The 20,117-nt window shown below is 63.2% G+C and carries 21 protein-coding genes and 1 tRNA gene; 1 reads left to right on the top strand and 21 read right to left on the bottom strand.

The genetic code is table 11. From position 1 onward, the window contains the following. Positions 1-3: 3 nt before the first annotated feature. The 11 genes from pheS to msrA form a co-directional block, all read right to left on the bottom strand. On the bottom strand, positions 4-1,026 hold the full coding sequence (gene pheS / locus ACH5N8_RS02130) for a phenylalanine--tRNA ligase subunit alpha (RefSeq protein WP_483282315.1): 1,023 nt from the start codon (positions 1,024-1,026) through the stop codon (positions 4-6). 98 nt (positions 1,027-1,124) lie between these two features. Then, positions 1,125-1,472, bottom strand: a complete 348-nt coding sequence (rplT, locus tag ACH5N8_RS02125) for a 50S ribosomal protein L20 (RefSeq protein ID WP_460027946.1) — start codon at positions 1,470-1,472, stop codon at positions 1,125-1,127. A 30-nt stretch (positions 1,473-1,502) separates the two neighbouring features. Next, complete coding sequence (gene rpmI / locus ACH5N8_RS02120; protein ID WP_460027947.1) at positions 1,503-1,700, bottom strand: 50S ribosomal protein L35; 198 nt, start codon at positions 1,698-1,700, stop codon at positions 1,503-1,505. A gap of 42 nt (positions 1,701-1,742) precedes the next feature. Continuing rightward, complete coding sequence (gene infC, locus ACH5N8_RS02115; protein WP_460027948.1) at positions 1,743-2,273, bottom strand: translation initiation factor IF-3; 531 nt, start codon at positions 2,271-2,273, stop codon at positions 1,743-1,745. A 15-nt stretch (positions 2,274-2,288) separates the two neighbouring features. Then, positions 2,289-4,205, bottom strand: coding sequence for a threonine--tRNA ligase (gene thrS / locus ACH5N8_RS02110; protein WP_483282314.1), 1,917 nt, complete (start codon positions 4,203-4,205; stop codon positions 2,289-2,291). A 51-nt stretch (positions 4,206-4,256) separates the two neighbouring features. Continuing rightward, positions 4,257-4,333, bottom strand: a tRNA-Val gene (locus ACH5N8_RS02105). 215 nt (positions 4,334-4,548) lie between these two features. Next, positions 4,549-6,186: a chaperonin GroEL gene (groL, locus tag ACH5N8_RS02100; RefSeq protein ID WP_460027950.1), complete on the bottom strand. Its 1,638-nt coding sequence runs from the start codon at positions 6,184-6,186 to the stop codon at positions 4,549-4,551. Between the two features lie 53 nt (positions 6,187-6,239). Next, positions 6,240-6,530 carry a co-chaperone GroES gene (groES, locus tag ACH5N8_RS02095; RefSeq protein WP_460027951.1) on the bottom strand — a complete coding sequence of 97 codons (291 nt, stop codon included), beginning with the start codon at positions 6,528-6,530 and terminating at the stop codon, positions 6,240-6,242. A gap of 300 nt (positions 6,531-6,830) precedes the next feature. After that, on the bottom strand, positions 6,831-7,394 hold the full coding sequence (locus tag ACH5N8_RS02090; protein WP_460027952.1) for a response regulator transcription factor: 564 nt from the start codon (positions 7,392-7,394) through the stop codon (positions 6,831-6,833). Next, positions 7,391-8,734: an ATP-binding protein gene (locus ACH5N8_RS02085; protein ID WP_483282313.1), complete on the bottom strand. Its 1,344-nt coding sequence runs from the start codon at positions 8,732-8,734 to the stop codon at positions 7,391-7,393. Before ACH5N8_RS02085 ends, ACH5N8_RS02090 begins: the two co-directional genes overlap by 4 nt. Positions 8,735-8,777: 43 nt before the next feature. After that, positions 8,778-9,443, bottom strand: coding sequence for a peptide-methionine (S)-S-oxide reductase MsrA (msrA, locus tag ACH5N8_RS02080; RefSeq protein ID WP_483282312.1), 666 nt, complete (start codon positions 9,441-9,443; stop codon positions 8,778-8,780). An 80-nt stretch (positions 9,444-9,523) separates the two neighbouring features. Between msrA and hslO the strand changes: the two genes are divergently transcribed. Then, positions 9,524-10,393: an Hsp33 family molecular chaperone HslO gene (hslO, locus tag ACH5N8_RS02075; RefSeq protein ID WP_483282311.1), complete on the top strand. Its 870-nt coding sequence runs from the start codon at positions 9,524-9,526 to the stop codon at positions 10,391-10,393. Between the two features lie 51 nt (positions 10,394-10,444). Here hslO and ACH5N8_RS02070 read toward each other — a convergent pair whose 3' ends face one another. The 10 genes from ACH5N8_RS02070 to bioB form a co-directional block, all read right to left on the bottom strand. Continuing rightward, complete coding sequence (locus tag ACH5N8_RS02070; RefSeq protein ID WP_460027955.1) at positions 10,445-11,326, bottom strand: cytochrome c oxidase subunit 3; 882 nt, start codon at positions 11,324-11,326, stop codon at positions 10,445-10,447. Positions 11,327-11,347: 21 nt separating this feature from the next. After that, positions 11,348-11,905 carry a cytochrome c oxidase assembly protein gene (locus ACH5N8_RS02065; protein ID WP_460027956.1) on the bottom strand — a complete coding sequence of 186 codons (558 nt, stop codon included), beginning with the start codon at positions 11,903-11,905 and terminating at the stop codon, positions 11,348-11,350. A 177-nt stretch (positions 11,906-12,082) separates the two neighbouring features. Then, positions 12,083-13,669 (bottom strand): cytochrome c oxidase subunit I, encoded by a 1,587-nt coding sequence (ctaD, locus tag ACH5N8_RS02060; protein ID WP_460027957.1) that lies wholly within the window; start codon positions 13,667-13,669, stop codon positions 12,083-12,085. 30 nt (positions 13,670-13,699) lie between these two features. Then, positions 13,700-14,884, bottom strand: coding sequence for a cytochrome c oxidase subunit II (gene coxB / locus ACH5N8_RS02055; protein WP_483282310.1), 1,185 nt, complete (start codon positions 14,882-14,884; stop codon positions 13,700-13,702). A 46-nt stretch (positions 14,885-14,930) separates the two neighbouring features. Continuing rightward, positions 14,931-15,407 (bottom strand): DUF2244 domain-containing protein, encoded by a 477-nt coding sequence (locus tag ACH5N8_RS02050; RefSeq protein WP_483282309.1) that lies wholly within the window; start codon positions 15,405-15,407, stop codon positions 14,931-14,933. Positions 15,408-15,529: 122 nt separating this feature from the next. Beyond that, complete coding sequence (gene bioD, locus ACH5N8_RS02045; protein WP_483282308.1) at positions 15,530-16,231, bottom strand: dethiobiotin synthase; 702 nt, start codon at positions 16,229-16,231, stop codon at positions 15,530-15,532. Further along, positions 16,228-17,034, bottom strand: coding sequence for a malonyl-ACP O-methyltransferase BioC (bioC, locus tag ACH5N8_RS02040; protein WP_483282307.1), 807 nt, complete (start codon positions 17,032-17,034; stop codon positions 16,228-16,230). The genes bioD and bioC overlap by 4 nt, the downstream gene beginning before the upstream one ends. Continuing rightward, entirely contained in the window at positions 17,031-17,807 is a 777-nt protein-coding gene (bioH, locus tag ACH5N8_RS02035) for a pimeloyl-ACP methyl ester esterase BioH (protein ID WP_483282306.1), read from the bottom strand. Before bioH ends, bioC begins: the two co-directional genes overlap by 4 nt. After that, on the bottom strand, positions 17,804-19,009 hold the full coding sequence (gene bioF / locus ACH5N8_RS02030; RefSeq protein ID WP_483282305.1) for an 8-amino-7-oxononanoate synthase: 1,206 nt from the start codon (positions 19,007-19,009) through the stop codon (positions 17,804-17,806). Before bioF ends, bioH begins: the two co-directional genes overlap by 4 nt. Before the next feature lie 51 nt (positions 19,010-19,060). Next, positions 19,061-20,077: a biotin synthase BioB gene (gene bioB, locus ACH5N8_RS02025; protein ID WP_483282304.1), complete on the bottom strand. Its 1,017-nt coding sequence runs from the start codon at positions 20,075-20,077 to the stop codon at positions 19,061-19,063. Positions 20,078-20,117: the final 40 nt, after the last annotated feature.

Raw genomic sequence — 20,117 nt, 5'->3', positions numbered from 1 at the left:
CGCCTAGAAGGCGGCGAATTGCTTGAGGAACTTGAGATCGTTCTCGAAGAACAGCCGGAGATCGTTGATCCCGTAACGGAGCATGGCCATGCGCTCCACACCCAGCCCGAAGGCGAAGCCGGTATAACGCTCCGGGTCGATATCGACGAAACCGAACACCCGCGGATGGATCATGCCGCAGCCCATGACCTCCAGCCAGCCGCTCTGCCCACACACCCGGCAACCCTTGCCGCCGCACATGACACATTCGATGTCGACCTCGGCCGACGGTTCGGTGAAGGGAAAATAGGAGGGGCGGAACCGCACCTTCACGTCCTTCTCGAAGAACAGCCGCAGGAACTCGTCCAGAATCCCGCGCAGATCGGCGAAACTGACATTCTCGTCGACCAGGAAACCTTCGACCTGGTGGAACATCGGCGTGTGTGTCAGATCCGAATCGCAGCGGTATACCCGCCCCGGCGCAATGACCCGCAGTGGTGGGGTGCGGCTTTCCATCACCCGAACCTGTACCGGCGAGGTATGGGTTCGCAGCAGGGTATGCGCGTCGAAATAGAAGGTGTCGTGCATCGCCCGCGCCGGATGCGAGGCGGGGATGTTGAGAGCCTCGAAGTTGTGGTAGTCGTCCTCGACCTCCGGACCTTCGACGACCTCGAAGCCGATCCGCTCGAACAAGGCCGCTATGCGGCGCATGGTCAGGGTCACCGGGTGCAGTCCACCGGTCCGCTGGCCGCGTCCGGGCAGGGTCACGTCGAGGGTTTCGCTGGCCAGACGCTGCTCCAGCGCCTCGGCCTCGAGCTCCGACTTGCGCCCCTCCAGCGCCGCAGCAAACCGGTCGCGTGCCTGGTTGATGCGCGCGCCAGCCTCCTTGCGGGCCTCGGGCGGCAGGCCGCCCAGAGCCTTCATCTGCTCCGTGATCAGGCCTTTCTTGCCCAGATACTGAACACGGACCTGATCCAGCAGCGTCAGCGTGGATGCCGCGGCAAGCTCCCCTTGCGCCTGTAACAGTACATCCTCAAGGGTAACCATAATGGGAAGCGGGGCAGTGAATTCTGCTTGAAGAGGGGGATGAAAACTTCATGTGGCGGAGCACCCGGAATCGGGGCTCCACCGGGAGGGCCGACGGCTCAGCCCTGCGCGATCCTGGCAAGCTCGGCGAAGGCGTCCTTGTCGCGCACGGCCAGATCGGCCAGCACCTTGCGGTCGATCACGACCGAGGCCCTGCTCAGACCTGCCATGAAACGGCTGTAGGACAGCCCGAATTCGCGGGCGGCGGCATTGATGCGCACGATCCACAGCGCACGGAACTGGCGCTTCCTTTGACGGCGATCACGGTAGGCATACTGGCCTGCCTTGATGACGGCCTGCTTGGCGACGCGGTATACCCGACTGCGGGCACCGTAATACCCCTTGGCCTGCTTGAGGACTTTCTTGTGGCGGGCACGCGCGGTGACGCCACGTTTTACTCTAGGCATTGGACCCTCTTTACTCTTCGGTCAGAAAACTCAGCTGTACGGAAGCATGCGCGCGGCGCTGCGCACATCCGAAGCATGAATGGCGTTGGGGCTGCGCAACTGACGCTTACGCTTGGTGCTCTTCTTGGTCAGGATATGACGACGGAACGAGTGGTTGCACTTGAAACCGCCAGATGCGGTTTTCTTGAAACGTTTCGCCGCGCCCCGGTTGGTTTTCAACTTTGGCATTACGCTCTCCGGTTGGCTCTAAAAACTCAAACAACAAATCGTTTACTTCTTTTTCTTCGGGGCCAGCATCATGACCATCTGCCGCCCCTCCATCTTGGGAAACTGCTCCACCGAGGCATGCTCCTGCAAATCCGTCTCGATCTGCTTCAGCAGCTCCATGCCCAGTTCCTTGTGGCTCAATTCCCGGCCGCGAAAGCGCACGGTAACCTTGGCCTTGTCACCGTCCTCCAGGAAACGGATCAGATTCTTGAGCTTGATCTGATAATCGCCGACGTCGGTACCCGGCCGGAACTTGATTTCCTTGACCTGGATCTGCTTCTGCTTTTTCTTGGCAGCGGCGAGTTTCTTGTTCTGCTCGAACCGAAACTTGCCATAGTCCATGATCCGGCAAACGGGCGGCTCGGCGCCGGGAGAGATTTCGACGAGGTCGAGATCGGCATCATAGGCCATCTGGCGCGCTTCACGACTGGAAACCACGCCCACCTGATTGCCGTCGGCATCGATCAGGCGAACATTGGAATACTGAATCTCGTCGTTTAGCCGCGGCTCTTTTCTATCGGCACTGATAACCAAATCCTCCCAAGACGGTTAAGGGGTCGCAACGCGCTCGTTGACTTCTGCACAGAGCTTTTCCATCAGCCCATCCAAACTAAAGAGTCCCAGATCATCCCCCTTCTGAGTGCGCAGGGAGACGGTCCGGGACTCAATTTCTTTCTCACCGACAATGATGAGATAGGGCACGCGCTGCATCGAGTGCTCACGGATTTTAAAGCCGATCTTCTCATTTCTCAAGTCAGACTCGGCACGCAGGTCCCGCGAACGCAATGCCATCTCGACGCCGCGCGCGTAATCCGCCTGGGCGTCGGTGATATTCAGCACCATCGCCTGCACCGGCGCCAACCACAGCGGGAAATACCCCGCATAGTGCTCGACCAGGATGCCGATGAACCGTTCCAGGGATCCGAGGATCGCGCGGTGCAGCATGACCGGCGTACGCTTGCTGCCATCCTCGGCGACATATACGGCGCCGAGACGCTCCGGCATCGAAAAATCGACCTGGATGGTGCCGCATTGCCAGACCCGGTCCAGACAGTCGGACAGGGAGAATTCGATCTTGGGCCCGTAGAAGGCACCTTCGCCCGGCTGCAGTTGCCACTCCAGCCCCTTGGCGTTGAGCGCCTCCTCCAGCGCGGCCTCGGCCCTGTCCCAGACCTCGTCCGAACCCACCCGGTTGACGGGCCGGGTGGAAAGCTTGACCTGCACCTTGGTGAAGCCAAAGTCGGCGTAGACCTGGTGCAGGAGATCGATGAAGGAGGAAACCTCCGACTGGATCTGCCCTTCCGCACAGAAGATGTGGGCATCATCCTGGGTAAAGCCGCGCACCCGCATCAGACCATGCAGAACGCCCGACAGTTCGTTGCGATGGCAGGAGCCGAACTCGGCCAAGCGCAGCGGCAAATCCCGGTAGCTCTTGAGCCCCTGGTTGTACACCTGCACATGACAGGGACAGTTCATCGGCTTGATGGCGTAGTCGCGCTGCTCGGAAGCCGTGGTGAACATGTCGCCCTGGAACTTTTCCCAGTGCCCTGACTTCTCCCAAAGGGTGCGGGAAACGACCAGGGGGGTACGGATTTCCGCATAGCCATGATCGCGGAAGATCGCCCGCATGTACTGCTCGACAATCTGCCACAACACCCAACCCTTGGGGTGCCAGAACACCATGCCGGGCGCCTCTTCCTGCATGTGGAAGAGATCGAGCGCCTTGCCGATCTTGCGATGATCGCGCCGCTCCGCCTCCTCGAGCCGGCGCAGATAATCCTTGAGTTCCTTCCTGTCCGCCCATGCCGTGCCGTAGATGCGCTGCAACATCTCGTTGCGGGAGTCGCCGCGCCAGTAGGCACCCGCGATCTTCATCAGCTTGAAGGCCTTCAGCCTGCCGGTATCCGGCACATGAGGCCCGCGACAGAGGTCGATGAAGTCCCCCTGACGATATAGCGAGATCGGCTGATCCGCAGGGATATCGCGGATAATCTCCGCCTTGTAGCACTCGCCCTGCCGGAGGAAGAAGTCGACTGCCTCGTCCCGCGGCATTTCCCGCCGCTCCACCGGGAGCGACTGGGCGGCCAGCTCTTCCATCTTCCTCTCGATGGCCGCAAGATCATCCGGCGTGAAGGGCCGCTCGTAGGAAAAGTCGTAATAGAAACCGTTGTCGACCACCGGACCGATGGTGACCTGAGCGGATGGGAACAGCGACTTCACCGCCTGCGCCAGCAGGTGGGCCGTGGAATGGCGGATGATCTCCACACCCTCCACATCGCGACCGGTGACGATGGCAACCTCGGCATCCCCATCGATGACCCAGGAAAGATCCACCAGCTTCCCGTCGACGCGGCCGGCAAGCGCCGCCTTGGCCAGACCAGTCCCAATGGACGCCGCCACCTCCATGAGCGAGACCGGATGATCGAACTCCCGGCGCGAACCGTCTGGCAGCGTTATGACAGGCATAGAAAACCTCAAGGACAAAAAAAGCACCGCGCTGCGATGCTTTTCCAGATTTGGTAGGCGCGATTGGACTCGAACCAACGACCCCCACCATGTCAAGGTGGTGCTCTAACCAACTGAGCTACGCGCCTGCAATCAAGCCCGTCATTATAGACAAATTTTGACGCCTGACAAGCCCCTGAAGAAAATCGATCGCCATGCCCACATCAGCAGCCGCTCGCCCATGAGATTCCCTACCCGGCAAGGCTGCGCCGGACAACAGAAAGCCCCATCGAGATGGGGCTTTCGATCGGATCGGGCAAGGCTCCAGGGGAGCCTCGCCACACTCGGGCGCGATGTCCGGCGGTTACATCATGCCGTCCATGCCACCCATTCCGCCCATGCCACCCGGCATCGGCGCCTCGGCCTTGGGCTCCTCGGCAATCATCGCCTCGGTGGTGATCATCAGACCAGCGACGGATGCCGCATTCTGCAGAGCGCTGCGGGTTACCTTGGCGGGGTCCAGAATGCCCATGGTCACCATGTCGCCATATTCACCGGTAGCGGCGTTGTAGCCAAAGTTGCCGCTGCCCTCGGCGACCTTGTTGAGGACCACGGAGGCCTCATCGCCGGCGTTGGCAACAATCTGACGCAGCGGCTCTTCCATCGCGCGACGGGCGATGCCGATGCCGACATCCTGATCGTGGTTCGCGCCCTTCAGGTCGCGGATTTTCTGCAAGGCACGGATCAGGGCCACGCCACCGCCCGGGACGATGCCTTCCTCGACCGCGGCACGGGTCGCATGCAGGGCGTCCTCGACGCGAGCCTTCTTCTCCTTCATCTCGACCTCGGTCGCCGCGCCCACCTTGATCACTGCGACGCCACCGGCCAGCTTGGCCAGCCGCTCCTGCAACTTTTCACGATCATAGTCGGAGGTCGTCTCGTCGATCTGCTTGCGGATCTGGGCAATGCGGCCCTGGATCTTGTCGCTGCTGCCGGCACCATCGATGATGGTGGTTTCTTCCTTGGTGATCTGCACGCGCTTGGCGGTACCCAGATCCTCGATACTGGCCTTCTCCAGCGACAGGCCGACTTCCTCGGCGATCACGGTGCCACCGGTCAGGATGGCGATATCCTCCAGCATGGCCTTGCGGCGGTCGCCGAAGCCGGGCGCCTTGACGGCCGCGACCTTGAGAATGCCGCGCATGTTGTTCACCACCAGCGTGGCAAGAGCCTCGCCCTCGACATCCTCGGCGATGATCAGCAGCGGACGACCTGCCTTGGCGACACCTTCCAGTACCGGCAGCATGTCGCGAATGTTGGAGATCTTCTTCTCGCAGATCAGGATCAGCGGATTCTCCAGCTCGGCGCTCATGCTCTGCTGGTTATTAATGAAGTAGGGCGACAGGTAGCCGCGATCGAACTGCATGCCCTCGACGACGTCCAGGGTATTCTCGAGGCCGGAGCCATCCTCCACGGTGATGACGCCTTCCTTGCCGACCTTGTCCATGGCATCGGCGATGATCTTGCCGATGGCCTCATCGGAGTTGGCGGAAATGGCGCCGACCTGGGCGATGGCATTGCTGTCGGCGCAAGGCACCGACATGCCGTGAATGGCCTCGACGGCGGCCGCGGTGGCCTTGTCGATGCCGCGCTTGAGATCCATCGGGTTCATGCCGGCGGCTACCGCCTTGAGACCTTCGGTCAGGATGGACTGGGCCAGCACGGTGGCGGTCGTGGTGCCGTCACCGGCGATGTCGGAGGTCTTGGACGCCACTTCCTTGACCATCTGCGCCCCCATGTTTTCGAACTTGTCGGCAAGTTCGACTTCCTTGGCGACGGAGACACCGTCCTTGGTCACGGTCGGCGCGCCGAAGCTCTTTTCCAGAACCACGTTGCGACCCTTGGGGCCGAGGGTCACCTTGACGGCCTGCGCCAGGATGTTCACACCACGGATCATGCGGCTACGGGCATCATCACCAAATCGTACGTCTTTAGCTGCCATATTGCTTAATACCTAATGCGGTTGAATCGTTGAGGGATTGGAAGGGCGGGGATTCAGCCTTCCAGGATCGCGATGATGTCGTCTTCGCGCATGACCAGGATTTCCTCGCCATCGACCTTGACCTCAGTGCCGGCATACTTGCCGAACAGCACCTTGTCACCCGCCTTGACGCCCAGCGGCCGAACCTGGCCATTGTCGAGGACCTTGCCGTTGCCTGCCGCGACAACCTCGCCGCGAACCGGCTTCTCGGCAGCGGAATCGGGGATCACGATGCCGCCCGGCGAGGTACGCTCCTCCTCCAGACGCTTGACGATGACGCGATCATTCAAGGGACGAATTTTCATGAATAGCTCCTTGTGCCAGGTAGTTTGGTAAGGATTCGGCGCGGACAGGTATCGGCCGGAGCCCCCTGTTAGCACTCAAATCAGGCGAGTGCTAATCATATAGCGCCGCCCACAGCTGTCAAGCCATGCGACGGCATCTGCTGGCATTACGGCTGTCAGACGGCAAGAACGAGGCGGGGCAGCCCTTCACTCACGCACAAGAGGCTCGATTCAGGGGATACCAGGGAGGAACGGCATGCCGGAGGCAGGTGCCGGAAGGAGGGACCGGAGCTCAGGCAGCGCGATCGGTTGACCGGCGGCTCAATCCTTGACAGGCCGCTTTTCCAGCTTGCGCTGCAGGGTACGGCGATGCATTCCCAGGGCGCGGGCGGCCGCCGAGATATTGCCGCCATGCTCGACCAGCACCTTTTGCAGGTGCTCCCATTCGAGCCGGCGGATCGACAGCGGCTTGTCCTTGATCTCGACGAACTCGTCGCCCTGCTCCTTGTGGAGGGCAGAAACGATCTCGTCGGTATCCGCCGGCTTGGCCAGATAATGCACAGCCCCCAGCTTGATGGCCTCCACCGCGGTGGCGATGCTTGCAAAGCCTGTCAGCATGACGATCCGGGTGTTGGCATCCAGCTCGTGCAGCCGCTTGACCAGCGCCAGACCGGACTCCTGCCCGATCCTGAGATCGATGACGGCAAACTCGGGCTCGATCTCCTCGGCCAGACGAATGCCCGTCTCCACATCGGTGGCCACATGCACCTCATAGCCCCGCTTCCTGAGCGCCTGATCCAGCACGCCACAGAAGGTCGGATCGTCATCGACCAGCAGGAGAGAAGGGCGCTCCAGTGGTTCATCCAAGGGCATCGTATCGCTCATACCATTCTCCAGGGGCTCGCCAGGGGCAGGACAATCCTCGTCTGGGTGCCACCCCGCGAACGCGGGGTCATTTCGATGCTGCCACCCAGGCGATGAATGGTGGAAAAGGCCAGGAACAGACCGACACCCAATCCATGATCCTTGGTCGAAACCGGCGCCTTGCCGAGCTGCTCGGAAACCGTCGGCGCAATCCCTGGCCCTCGGTCCAGCACCCGCAAGACCACCGACTGCTGATCCCACGAGACACGCAGGTCAATACCCTTGGGCGAGACCTCGGCCGCATTGTTAAGGATGTTCACCAGGGCGTGGGTCAGTGTCAGCTCGGCAAGAAACTCCGGTGCTGGCGAATATCCCTGCTTCTGATAGCTCAGCTTGATGCCGGGCCGCTGATTGCGCCAACTGGCAACCACCGAGTCCAGATAGGCCGTGAGCGGCATGACATGGCCGCTTTCCGCACGGATTTCGCCGGCGGTGGCGGACATCACCGAGAGCGCCTGCTTGCAGCGCGCCACCTGCTCGCGAAGGATCCTCATCTTGTCCGCCAGCTCGGCATCCTCGGCGCAGGCGCATTCATTTTCGATTTCCTTGATGAGGATCGCCATGGTTCCCAGCGGTGTGCCCATCTCATGCGCGGCTCCCGCCGCCAGGGTGCCCAGTGCCACGACCCGCTCGTTACGGAGGCTTTGCTCGCGCGCCTCCGCCAGGCTGCGCTCCCGCGCCCGCAGGGTCTTGGCCATCTCGACCACGAAATAGGCCACCATCACGGCACTGAAGACGAAACCGAACCACATGCCGAACACGTGCAGATCCAGATCGTGCTCCGGCAGCATCGCATGCATCGCATGCGCGCTCTCGCCCTGGAAGACCAGCGGCTGGATGTCCGGCAATGGCTGGTAGTAACTCATCAACAGCGTGTAGCAGCCGGTCGTGAAGATCACCATGTACCAGGTGTACTCCTGGGGCAGCACGGTGGCGGCGATGATCAGCGGCAGGAGGAAAAACCAGGCGATGGGATTGGTGGCGCCACCGGTGAAATACAGGATGGCGGTGATCGCCAGTACATCGCAGGACAACTGGATGAACAGCTCATTCTCGGAGATCGGCTCTATCGAGCCCAGGCGCAGCCAGGTCCACCAGTTGAAGACGCCCAGCAGCGTCAGGATGCCCCACAACGGCACCTCGCGCAGCGGGATTTCGAGACCGTAAAGACTGATGAAGATAATCAGCCCTTCGCCAATGATCATCAGATTACGCAGCACGAACAGCCAGCGCAGGTTCTGCCGCGCATCCCGTGCCAGGTGCGCGGGCGTGGGAATGCTGGAAAGCGGCCCCGTGCTCATGCCGGGAATCCCGCCCCCGGCCCGGTCACAGACCCCGCGCACCTCATGCCGCGGCGCCCTCCTTTGGGGAGACCGCCGGATAGGGCACGCTCAGCCCCCCGAGGCCGCAATATCCGGCCGGCTTCTTGGCGAGATACTGCTGGTGATAGCCTTCGGCAAAATAGAACGGCGGCGCCATCGCGATTTCGGTGGTAATTCCTGCCGGGCGCCCGGCCTGCGTCAACGCCGCCTGATAGCGATGCAGGCTTTCCCGGGCCCGCTCCATCTGGGACGCATCTTCCACATAGATGACGGAGCGGTACTGGGTACCGATATCGTTCCCCTGCCGCATCCCCTGGGTCGGGTCATGGGACTCCCAGAACACCTTCAGCAAGCTGTCGAAGGCAACCCTTGTGGGCTGATAAACGACTTTCACAACCTCGGCGTGGCCGGTCAAGCCACTGCAAACTTCCTCGTAGGTGGGATTGGGGGTATGACCACCGGCGTACCCCACGGCAGTGACGTAGACGCCTGGAATCGGCCAGAACTTGCGCTCCGCCCCCCAGAAACAGCCCAGGCCGAACACCACGGTCGAAGTATCCGCAGGATAAGGCGGCAGCAGCGGATGGCCATTCACATGATGCGCAGCCGGGATGGCCACGGGTTCCGCCCTCCCGGGCAAGGCCTGGGATGGCTCGGGCAGGGCGAGTTTGCTCTTGTAACCGAACATGGCGATTCCTCCAGGCAATCGGCAACGGCCGACAGCGATACCCTACTATAATCGTTTAGCCTTCCGCAGGACATCCGATCATGAACGAGCAGGACCAGTTTCGACGTTTCTTCTTCGAAAACCTCGGCATCCGTGGCGAAATCATCCACCTCACCGCGACGTTCGAGGCTGTCAGGGGCACAACCGATTATCCGGAGCCTGTCGCGAACCTGCTGGGCCAGGCTCTCGCCGCGGTCGTATTGCTCGGCGGCACCATAAAATTTCAGGGATCGCTGATCCTGCAGATTCAGGGCCCCGGGCCCGTCACCACCCTGGTCGCGCAGACGACCCATCAGCTGGCTGTCCGCGGGCTGGCCCACTGGCGGGGGATTCCCGCCGGCAGCACCCTGGCAAGCAGTTTCGGTGATGGCCGGCTGATTCTGACCATCCAGCAGGACGGCCGCGATCCTTACCAGGGTATCGTCGCGCTGGAGGGCTGCTCACTGGCGCACTCCCTGGAAAATTACTTCCGTCAGTCCGAACAGTTGCCGACCCGCCTGTGGCTGTTTGCGGACGGCCGGCGAGCTGCGGGAATGTTGCTACAGAAACTGCCCGGCGGCGAGTCCCGGGAAGAGGACTGGACGCGCATCAACTGTCTTGCCGACACCCTGACCCGCCAGGAACTGCTGTCCCTGCCAGACGAAGCCTTGCTCTACCGGCTGTTCCATGAAGAGCACGTCCGGCTGCTGGAGCCGGAACCGGTGGTCTTTCGCTGCAGTTGCTCCCGCGCGCGCATCGAGAGCGTTCTGCTGGCGATGGGATCCGGCGAAGCCGGGGCCATCCTGGACACCGAAGGGGAAATCGCCGTTGACTGCGAATTCTGCAACCGCCACTACCGCTTCGATCGCGTGGATGTCAGCGCGCTGTTTCGAAACGCGCCGGCCATAAAACCCATGTCAACCCGGCACTGAGACAAAAAAATCGCGCCGAGGCGCGATTTTTTTGTCAAGCCGAAAACAGCCCTAGAGCCAGTAAACGAAAATGAACAGCCCCAGCCAGACGACATCGACGAAGTGCCAATACCAAGCGGCCGCCTCGAAGGCGAAATGGTTGTGGCTACTGAAGTGACCGCGCAGACTCCGCAACAGCACGACCGTCAGCATGATGGCACCGATGGTGACGTGCAGGCCATGGAAGCCGGTCAGCATGAAGAAGGTGGAGCCATAAATGCCGGTGCCCAAGGTCAGGCCCATCTCGGTATAGGCCTCGTGGTACTCCACGCCCTGCAGGAACACGAACAGGAAGCCCAGCGCGACGGTCAGCGCCAGGCCGATGATCAGCTGGCGACGGTTGTCCTTGAGCAGCCCCCAGTGCGCCCAGGTCACGGTGGCGCCGCTGGTGAGCAGGATCAGGGTATTGATGGCGGGGATACCCCAGGCCGCCATCGGCTCGAACTCGCCGCCCTCCTTGCCACCCAGACGCTCCGGGCCGTTGGTCGGCCAGACATTCTGGAAGGTATCCCAGAGATACTGATGCGTGGCCATGCCAAGGTTGGCCCCCTCGCCCGCCATCCACGGCAATGCGTAGACGCGACTGTAGAACAGGGCGCCGAAGAAGGCGGCGAAAAAGAAGACTTCCGAGGTGATGAACCAGATCATCCCCATCCGGAAGGAAACGTCCACCTGATGGTTGTACATGCCGGCGACGCTCTCACGTATCACCGAGCCGAACCAGATGAACATCATGTAGGCAACGATACCGCCGCCCGCCCACATCATCATCGGCCCCAGATCGGAACCGTTGAGGTAGTTCGAGAAGCCGGCCAGCAAAACAAACAGGCCAATGGACCCGAGAATGGGCTGCGTCGCCTTGTGTGGTAGATAGTAGGAACCGTGTAAAGCCATGATGATTTCCCCTGCTCGTCTCTAGTTCTTCGTGGGCGGTGATTGGGATTCGGTAATATCGAAAAAGGTGTAGGACAAGGACAGATCGGCCACCGACTCCGGCAACTCCGGATCAATGACGAATCTCACCGGCATCGCCCGCTCCTCATGCGGCTCGAAAACCTGCTCGCTGAAACAGAAACACTCCGATTTCTTCAGAAACCGGGTAGCCCAGCCTGGCGCGATGCTGGGGATGGCCCGGCCCACCAGTCGCCTGCCGGACTCGTTGATTCCGTAGAACCTGACCGTCTGATATTCCCCGGGATGAACCTTGAGCTTGGTGGTCTCCGCACGGAACTTGAGCGGCATGCTGCCATTCACGGTCGTGACGAACTCGACCGTCACCCACCGTGAGGTGTCGACCTTGCCCGCCGCCTCAGCCTGCGCCTCGGTCTTCACCTTGCCGTTCAGACCCGTCAGCTCGCAAAAGACATCGTACAGCGGCACCAGCGCAAAGCCGAAGCCGAACATGGCGATCACGACCAGCACCACTGGCCAGATCACCCGTCCATGCCTGGGTCTCTTCCGGTCCGGGATCACGGCGCAGCCCCTGCTTCCGTCATCACGCGGTAGATCGCATAGACATACAGCCCTATGGCAACGATGCCGATGAGCACAGCGAGTACTATGTTTTTCTTACGACGGTCCATCGTGAGGTGATCCCGGGAAAGGGGCCGCCCGGTGGTTCAGGCAGCCCGCAAACGCAGAACCGATGCTCTAGCGAATATCCGGTGCCGTCTCCCAGGTATGGTAGGGCGCGGGCGAGGGCAGATTCCACTCCAGCCCATGTTCCCGGGCATCCTCCCACACCTCGTTGGTCACAGGCTCGCCTACACCACGGATGCTCTTGATGACGACATAGCACAGGATCAACTGGGAGAACCCGAACACGAAGGCGCCAACACTGGACCAGGCATTGAACTCGGCAAACTGCAGGGCATAGTCGGGAATCCGCCGCGGCATGCCGGCCAGGCCCAGGAAGTGCTGCGGGAAGAAGCAGACGTTGACGGAAATGGTCGTCAGCCAGAAGTGCAGCTTAGCCAAGCGCTCGTCGTACATGACGCCCGTCCACTTGGGCAGCCAGTAGTAGACAGCGGCAATGATGGCAAAGACAGCCCCGGACACCAGCACATAGTGGAAGTGCGCGACGATGAAGTAGGTATCATGGTACTGCAGGTCGGCCGGCGAGATCGCCATCATCAGGCCGGTGAAGCCACCCATGGTGAACAGCACGACGAAGGCGATGGCCCACAGCATTGGCGCCTCGAAGGTCATCGCGCCCTGCCACATGGTCGAAAGCCAATTGAAGACCTTCACACCGGTCGGTACGGCGATCAGCATGGTGGCATAGGTGAAATACAGCTCGCCCTCGACCGGCATGCCGACCGTGTACTGGTGGTGAGCCCAGACGATGAACGACAGGAAACCGATCGACGCCGTCGCGTAGACCATCGAGCTATAGCCAAACAGCGGCTTGCGGGCAAAGGTCGGGATGATCTGGGAAATGATGCCGAACGACGGCAGGATCAGCACGTAGACCTCGGGATGGCCGAAGAACCAGAATAGATGCTGGTACAGCACCGGGTCACCGCCACCCGCCGCATTGAAGAAACTGGTGCCGAAGAATTTGTCGGTCAGCAGCATGGTCACGGCACCGGCGAAGACCGGCATGATGGCAACCAGCAGGAATGCCGTGATCAGCCAGGTCCACACGAACAAGGGCATCTTCATCAGCGTCATGCCCGGTGCGCGCATGTTGAGGATGGTGACGATGATGTTGATGGCCGCCAGGATCGACGAGATGCCGAGAATGTGGATTGTGAAGATCGTGAACGGGAAGGCCGCGCCGGTCTGCAGGACCAGCGGCGGATACAGGGTCCAGCCAGCGGCGGCGGCACCACCCTCCATGAACAGCGTGCTGACCAGCATGAGCGCCGCGAACGGCAGCAGCCAGAAGCTCCAGTTGTTCAGGCGCGGCAGGGCCATGTCAGGGGCCCCGATCATCATCGGGATCATCCAGTTGGCGAGACCGGCGAAGGCCGGCATCACGGCGCCGAAGACCATGATCAGCGCATGCAGGGTGGTCATCGAGTTGAAGAACTGGGGATCGACGAACTGCATGCCCGGCTCGAACAGCTCGGCCCTGATGACCAGCGCCATGGCACCGCCAACCATGAACATGACCAGCGACGTGATCAGGTAAAGCGTGCCGATATCCTTGTGATTGGTGGTCGTCACCCATCGCATCAGGCCCTTGCCGGGGCCATGGTCGTGGTGATCGTCATGAATTGCCGTGACGGACATAGGATTCACCTCTTCGGGAATGGGTTCGGATTAGGGACGCGCCGCGACATCGCCAGCGGTGACAACATCGCCCGTGCTGTTGCCCAGTGCGTTGCGCTGATAGGTAATGACCGCCGCGATCTCCTCGGGTTTCAGGATATTGCGGAAAGAAGCCATGAGCGGAGGCTTGCCGTTCAACACCAGGTCGACATGGGCTTCGACGGGCCCACTGGCCACGGCGCTACCATTGATGGCCGGGAACAGGCCGGCGATGCCCTCACCGTTCGCCTGATGGCAGCTCAGGCAGTGCGCCTCGTATACGGCCTTGCCAGTTGCCAGCACCGCGCGCTTGTCGTCGGCAAGCGGGGCTTCCGCCGCCACACTGGCGGCAGGTGCCGACGGCTCGGCTGGCGTGGCCTCCTCGGCTGCCGCCGACTTGATCGGACCCACATGGCCACGTTTCTGCTCGGCCAGCCACTGCTGATACTCGGCCTCCGGCTTGGCGATCACCACAATCGGCATGAAGCCATGGTCGCGACCGCAGAGTTCGGCGCACTGACCGCGGTAGGTGCCCGGCTTCTCAACCTTGACCCAGCCATCGGTGATGAAGCCGGGAATCGTATCCTTCTTCCAGCCGAGATCCGGCACCCACCAGGAGTGGATGACGTCGCCGCCGGTGAAGAGGAAGCGTATTTTCCTGCCGACCGGGATCACCAGCGGGTGGTCGACCTCAAGCAGGTAATTCTCGACGGATGCCGGGCTGACGCCGGAACCCAGCTGCCGGGCCTGATTGCTCTTGGCGTCCAGGGTGCTGAAGAAGCTGACCCCCTCGTCCAGATACTCGTACTTCCACTTCCACTGGTAACCGGTGACCTTGACGGTCAGATCGGCGCCGGCGGTATCGTAGGTCTTGATCATGACCTTGGTGGCCGGAACAGCCATGCCGAGCAGGATCAGGAAGGGAATCACCGTCCAGACAATTTCCAGCCTGGTGTTCTCGTGGAAAGTTGCCGGCACCATACCCTTGGACTTGCGGTGATGGATCAGCGAATAGACCAGCAGGCCGTAGACCAGAACGCCGATGCCAACACAGATCCAGAAGATCAGCATGTGCAGGTCATGGATGTCTCGGCTGAGTTCTGTCACACCCTCGGTCAGGTTGAGCGTGTAATCGGCACAGGCTTCGCCGACGCCCATGGATCCCGCAACCGCCAGCAAAGTTCTCAAGTTCTTCACGTAACCCTCTCTCAACAATCTAAAGCCAGGATTCATCCGATCGACACTAGGATCGTAAAATCTGTTGGAGTTCGCGGAACAACGTCATCCGCTCCTCCTCGGGCAGGAAACCGCCGACATCGACCTGCCGGCCATGGGAACGGAACGCCAGCCGGCCGGGATAACCTCTGAACCGCGGCTGGATCCACTCGAGGGTCAGCCAGGCCCGCTGGAACTGGTATACCGTCTCGGGTGCCTCGCGCCCCCGCTCCAGAACCACCTGCGACGCCCCGATCGTCAGGACCTCACGGGTGCGCCCGCCATCGAGACTGGCCCTGAAGGCGTAGATCAGCAGCAGCCACTCCAGCCCCGAGAAAGGCAGGACCAACCACAACCCGACGACCGCAAAACCGGCGCCGATACCGATCACCATCAAGCCAGCGACAGCCAGCACCCAGAAGGCTTCCCGACCGCTCAGCGAGCGGTTGGCGCTCAGCACATAGCGGATGACGCCATCAGCCTCGTCCCGCGCGGATTCAACCATGGAAACAACCCGAAAACTGCGCCATGCCAGCGGTGCGACCTACCCTGGACAAATGGCGAAACATCCGAATGCACGCCGCAAATGGCCAAGCTTGGGCTGGATACAAGTTTTGGAATGCTAGCTCAAGGCACCAGCAGGCGCAAGATTTCACCAATTTTCCAGTGGGCATTCTCGGTAGATGCAGTGTGTCCGGATTGCCCCACAAACGGCAACTCGCCCAGCGGCGAGGACGCCAGGCAGTCCGTCAGGGTCGCCAGGACACCGGCGCCATGCGGCAGCTCCGGCTCCAGGTGATTGGCGATCCAGCCGGCGATCCGCGCGCCTGAAGCCAGCAGGGCTGCCTGGGTCAGGCGCGCATGGTTGATACAGCCCAGCCTCAGCCCGACGACCTGTATCACCGGCAGATCCAGGCGGCATGCCAGGCCCGCGACATCGGTCACCTCGTTCAGCGGCACCAGCCAGCCACCCACGCCTTCCACGAGGACGCAGTCGGCCAGCCCCGACAGCCGACCCAGAGCCGCCTCGATCACCCCCGGCTCGACCCGGCAGCCGGCGGCTGCGGCCGCCAGATGGGGCGACACCGGGTCCTCGAAGACGCAGGGGTTGACCCAGTCATAGGGCAGCGGGACCGACGCGGCCCGCAGCAGCGCCAGGGCATCCTCGTTGACCCAGCCACCCGCCCGCCACTCGGCACCCGAGGCCACCGGCTTCATCCCGACCACCCGCAAGCCCTGCGCCTGCAAGAGACGCATCAGGCGGACCGTGACATGCGTCTTGCCGATGCCGGTATCGGTGCCGGTAATGAAGAATCCGCGATGCATCATGCCGGGATCGCCTCCCTGAGCCAGATACTGCCCGCGATGACCTCGAAGCTCGCGACCACCTCGGCCCTGTCGCCCGCCTGACTTACGGGATAGGCCGCCACCATCCGTGCCAGCGTGGACTTGCCGGTCAGATGCCGCGGCCGATCCGGCGTCAGGTTGCGGGCCCCCAGGCGCTTGAGTTCGCGCATCAGCGACATCACGTCCGGGTAATCCAGACGGCGGCATTCGCCATGCAGGTCGGCGCATGGCCACCCGGCGGCCTCGAGACAGGACGCTACCATTGCGATATCCGCGAACTCGTTGACATGGGTGTGCCCGTCGACCTCGGCCCAGGCTTCACGCAGTTCCCTGAGGGTGCCGGAACCCAAGGTGGAGAACAGCAGCTGCCCACCGGGACGCAGCACCCGGCGGAATTCGGCGAACGTCGTGCGCAGGCAGGAAGACCACTGGATGGCCAGGTTGCAGAACAGGATATCCACGGAAGCCGAGGCCAGCGGCAACGCTTCGGCATCGGCGACAATGCAGGCGCCCGGGAAGCGCTGACGGGCCTGCCGCAGCATGCCTTCGGCGATATCCAGCGCCAGCACCTGCGCCTCCGGAAAGCGGTGCGCCAGGGCAAGGGAGAAGTACCCGGTGCCGGCACCGACATCAAGCACGCGGCGCGGTCGCACCGACGGCGCAAGCTTGGCCAGCAACCCGTTTCCCACCGACCGCTGCAAGCCTGCGACGGCATCGTAGGTCGTGGCCGCCATGCCGAAGGAACGTGCCACCAGCCGCTTGGCCGGACGGTCGAGAGCCCTCATGGCGGCAGCATGTCCAGCGCCTGCCGGCATGCCCCGGGATGCGTCAGGAACGGCAGGTGCGCCGCGGCCGGGATGACCTCGACCCGCGCGCCGGGATTGAGCACCCGCAGGACATCGGCCAGCGCCACCGGCACCAGTCGGTCGCGGCCACCGAGCAGGCTGACCAGCGGCCCGTCAAAGTCGGCCTGAACCCTGCGCAAATCCTCTTCCAGCAACAGCCTCAGCCCACCCTGCAGGGCGCCGGCCTCCGCGTGTGGCCGCGCCGTAAGCTGGGCCTCCAGACGCCTGGCCACCCCCCTCGGGTTATCCATGCCGTGGGTCTGCAGGCCAATGAAACGCCGCAGCGTGGCCTGGATGTCCCCCGCCAGGCTGGCCGCCATCTGCTCCAGCAACTCGCTCGCCACGCCGGGCCAGCCGGGCGCGGCCGTGAAACGCGGCGTGCCGGCCAGCTGAACGAGTCCCCGCACCCGCCCGGGGTCCCGCGCCGCCACCCCCAGTGCGATCAGGGCGCCCAGCGACCAGCCCAGCCAGTATGCCGAAGGCGGCGCCACGGCCACGACTGCATCGACCACGGCCGGCAGCGAATAGTCTTCCAGGGGCGCGCTGTAGCCATGCCCCGGCAGGTCGATCACCGTGATCCGCCAGCGCGATGCCAGCAGTTCCAGGAAGTCCTGCCAGATGGCGCCGTGCATGGCCCAGCCGTGCAGCAGCACCAACTCCGGGCCGGAACCGCAGGTGTCGACATGAACGCCATGGGCAAGCCGTTCGCTCACGCCGCACTCCCCTCCATCCGCGGCCCGCGCACCGCTATCGCATCGCCTTGAAAGCAGGTCCCAGGCAGCCGCGCCAGAGCCTCCAGCAAACCGTCGACCTGAACATCGCCATGCGCCGCCGTCAGCGTCACCCGCAAACGGGCCGTCCCCACGGGCACCGTCGGCGGCCGGATGGCGCCGACCCAGAAACCGGCCGCGCGCAGGCGCGCGCTGACCTCCAGGGCCAGCCGATTGTCACCGACCAGGATGGGCTGAATGGGCGTGGCCGATTCCGCCAGCGGCAGCCCCAGCTGGCGGGCGCCTGCCCGGAAACGGCGAATCCGCTCGTCCAGCAGCGCGCGGCGCCAGCTTTCCCGGCGCACCAGCGCCAGCGCCGCCAGAGTGGCCGTTGCGACGGCAGGCGGCAGGGCGGTCGTGTAGAGATAGGTTCTCGCCTGCTGGATGAGATATTCGATCAGCTCGCTGGCGCCAGCCACAAAGGCGCCGAAGCTCCCCAGCGCCTTGCCCAGGGTTCCGACCAGGATGGGAACATCATCCGGCGTTGCGCCAACGGCGTCCAGGAGACCGCCGCCCCGCTCGCCCAGCACGCCCACACCGTGCGCGTCGTCGATCATCAGCCAGGCTCCGGTGGCGCGGGCCGCCGTCGCCAGCGCCGCGACCGGGGCGGTATCGCCATCCATGCTGAAGACACCATCGCTGGCGATCAGGGCATGGCCGCCCCCGGCATGCTCCAGGACCGACCGCAGTGCCCCGGCATCGCCGTGCGGGTAACGCCTGAGCCGCGCACCCGACAGACGGGCGCCATCGATCAGGGAGGCATGATTCAGGCGATCCTCGTACACCCGGTCACCGCGCCCGACCAGCGCGGACACGACCCCAAGGTTGGCCATGTAGCCCGTCGAAAACAGCAGCGCCCGCTCGCGTCCGGTGAAATCGGCCAGCGCCTCCTCCAGCGCGTGGTGGGCACGAGAGTGACCGCAGACCAGGTGTGCCGCGCCGGCGCCGACGCCATACTCGGCCGCCCCCCGGCACATGGCCGCCACCACCTCCGGATGATTGGCAAGCCCCAGATAGTCGTTGCTGCAAAAATTGACCAGCCGGCGCCCGCCCACCTGGATTTCGGCGCCCTGCGGCGACTCCAGCGGCTGGCGGCGGCGATAGAGCCCCCGCCGCTCGATTTCGGCCAATCTGTCGCGCAACATGGCGGGGCCGCTCGGAGAACCCGACGACATCTGCTGGATGGCCCCGGCCCCTCAGGCCTGGGCGTAGTAACCCGCCATGCGCAGCCCCAGGCGTCGGAAGAGCTGCCGGTCGCTGTCCGCCACGGGGTTGTCGGTGGTCAGCAGGCGCTCGCCGTAGAAGATGGAGTTGGCACCCGCCAGGAAGCACAGGGCCTGCATCTCGTCGCTCATCCCGGTGCGTCCGGCCGAGAGCCGCACCCGCGAGGCCGGCATCAGGATGCGGGCCACGGCGATCGTGCGGACGAAATCCAGCGGATCGAGCGTGTCCACGCTGGCGAGCGGGGTGCCCTCGACTTGGACCAGCAGGTTGATCGGCACGCTCTCGGGGTGCCGGGGCAGATTGGCCAGCTGCACCAGCAGGGCGGCGCGATCCTCGATCCTCTCGCCCATGCCGACGATGCCGCCACAGCAAACGTTGAGCCCCGCCTCGCGGACCCGCTCCAGCGTCTCCAGCCGGTCCTGGTAGGTGCGGGTCGTGATGATCTCCGAGTAGTAGGCCTCAGAGGTATCCAGGTTGTGGTTGTAATAGTCGAGGCCCGCGGCCTTGAGGCGGTGCGTCTGCGCCTCGGTCAGCATGCCGAGGGTGGCGCAGGTCTCCATGCCCAGCGATTTCACCCCCGCGACCATCTCGCACACCCGCTCGACATCGCGGTCGCTGGGACTGCGCCAGGCGGCGCCCATGCAGAAACGCGCCGCGCCCTGCGCCTTGGCCTGCCGCGCCGCCTGCAGCACGTCCGCCACCGTCATCAGGCCGTCCCTGCCGACCCCGGTGTCATAATGGGCGCTCTGCGGACAATAGGCGCAGTCCTCCGAACAGGAGCCGGTCTTGATGCTGAGCAGACTGGAAACCTGCACCTCGTTGGGGTCGAAATGACGCCGGTGAATGCTCTGGGCCTGGAAGACCAGATTGTTGAAGGGCTGCTCGAACAGCGCGCGCGCCTCCGGAACGGTCCAGTCATGGCGCAGCTCGCCGATGAGGGACTGGCGGTTGGCTTCGGGGGCAGCGACGGAAGCAGCTTGGGCGGACATGCAGAAAGGCTCCGGAAATTGGCATCAGGACAGAACATCG

It is taken from the genome of Methyloparacoccus sp. NF-16 (assembly GCF_056880625.1).
This window is presented reverse-complemented; position numbering and strand designations above follow the sequence as displayed.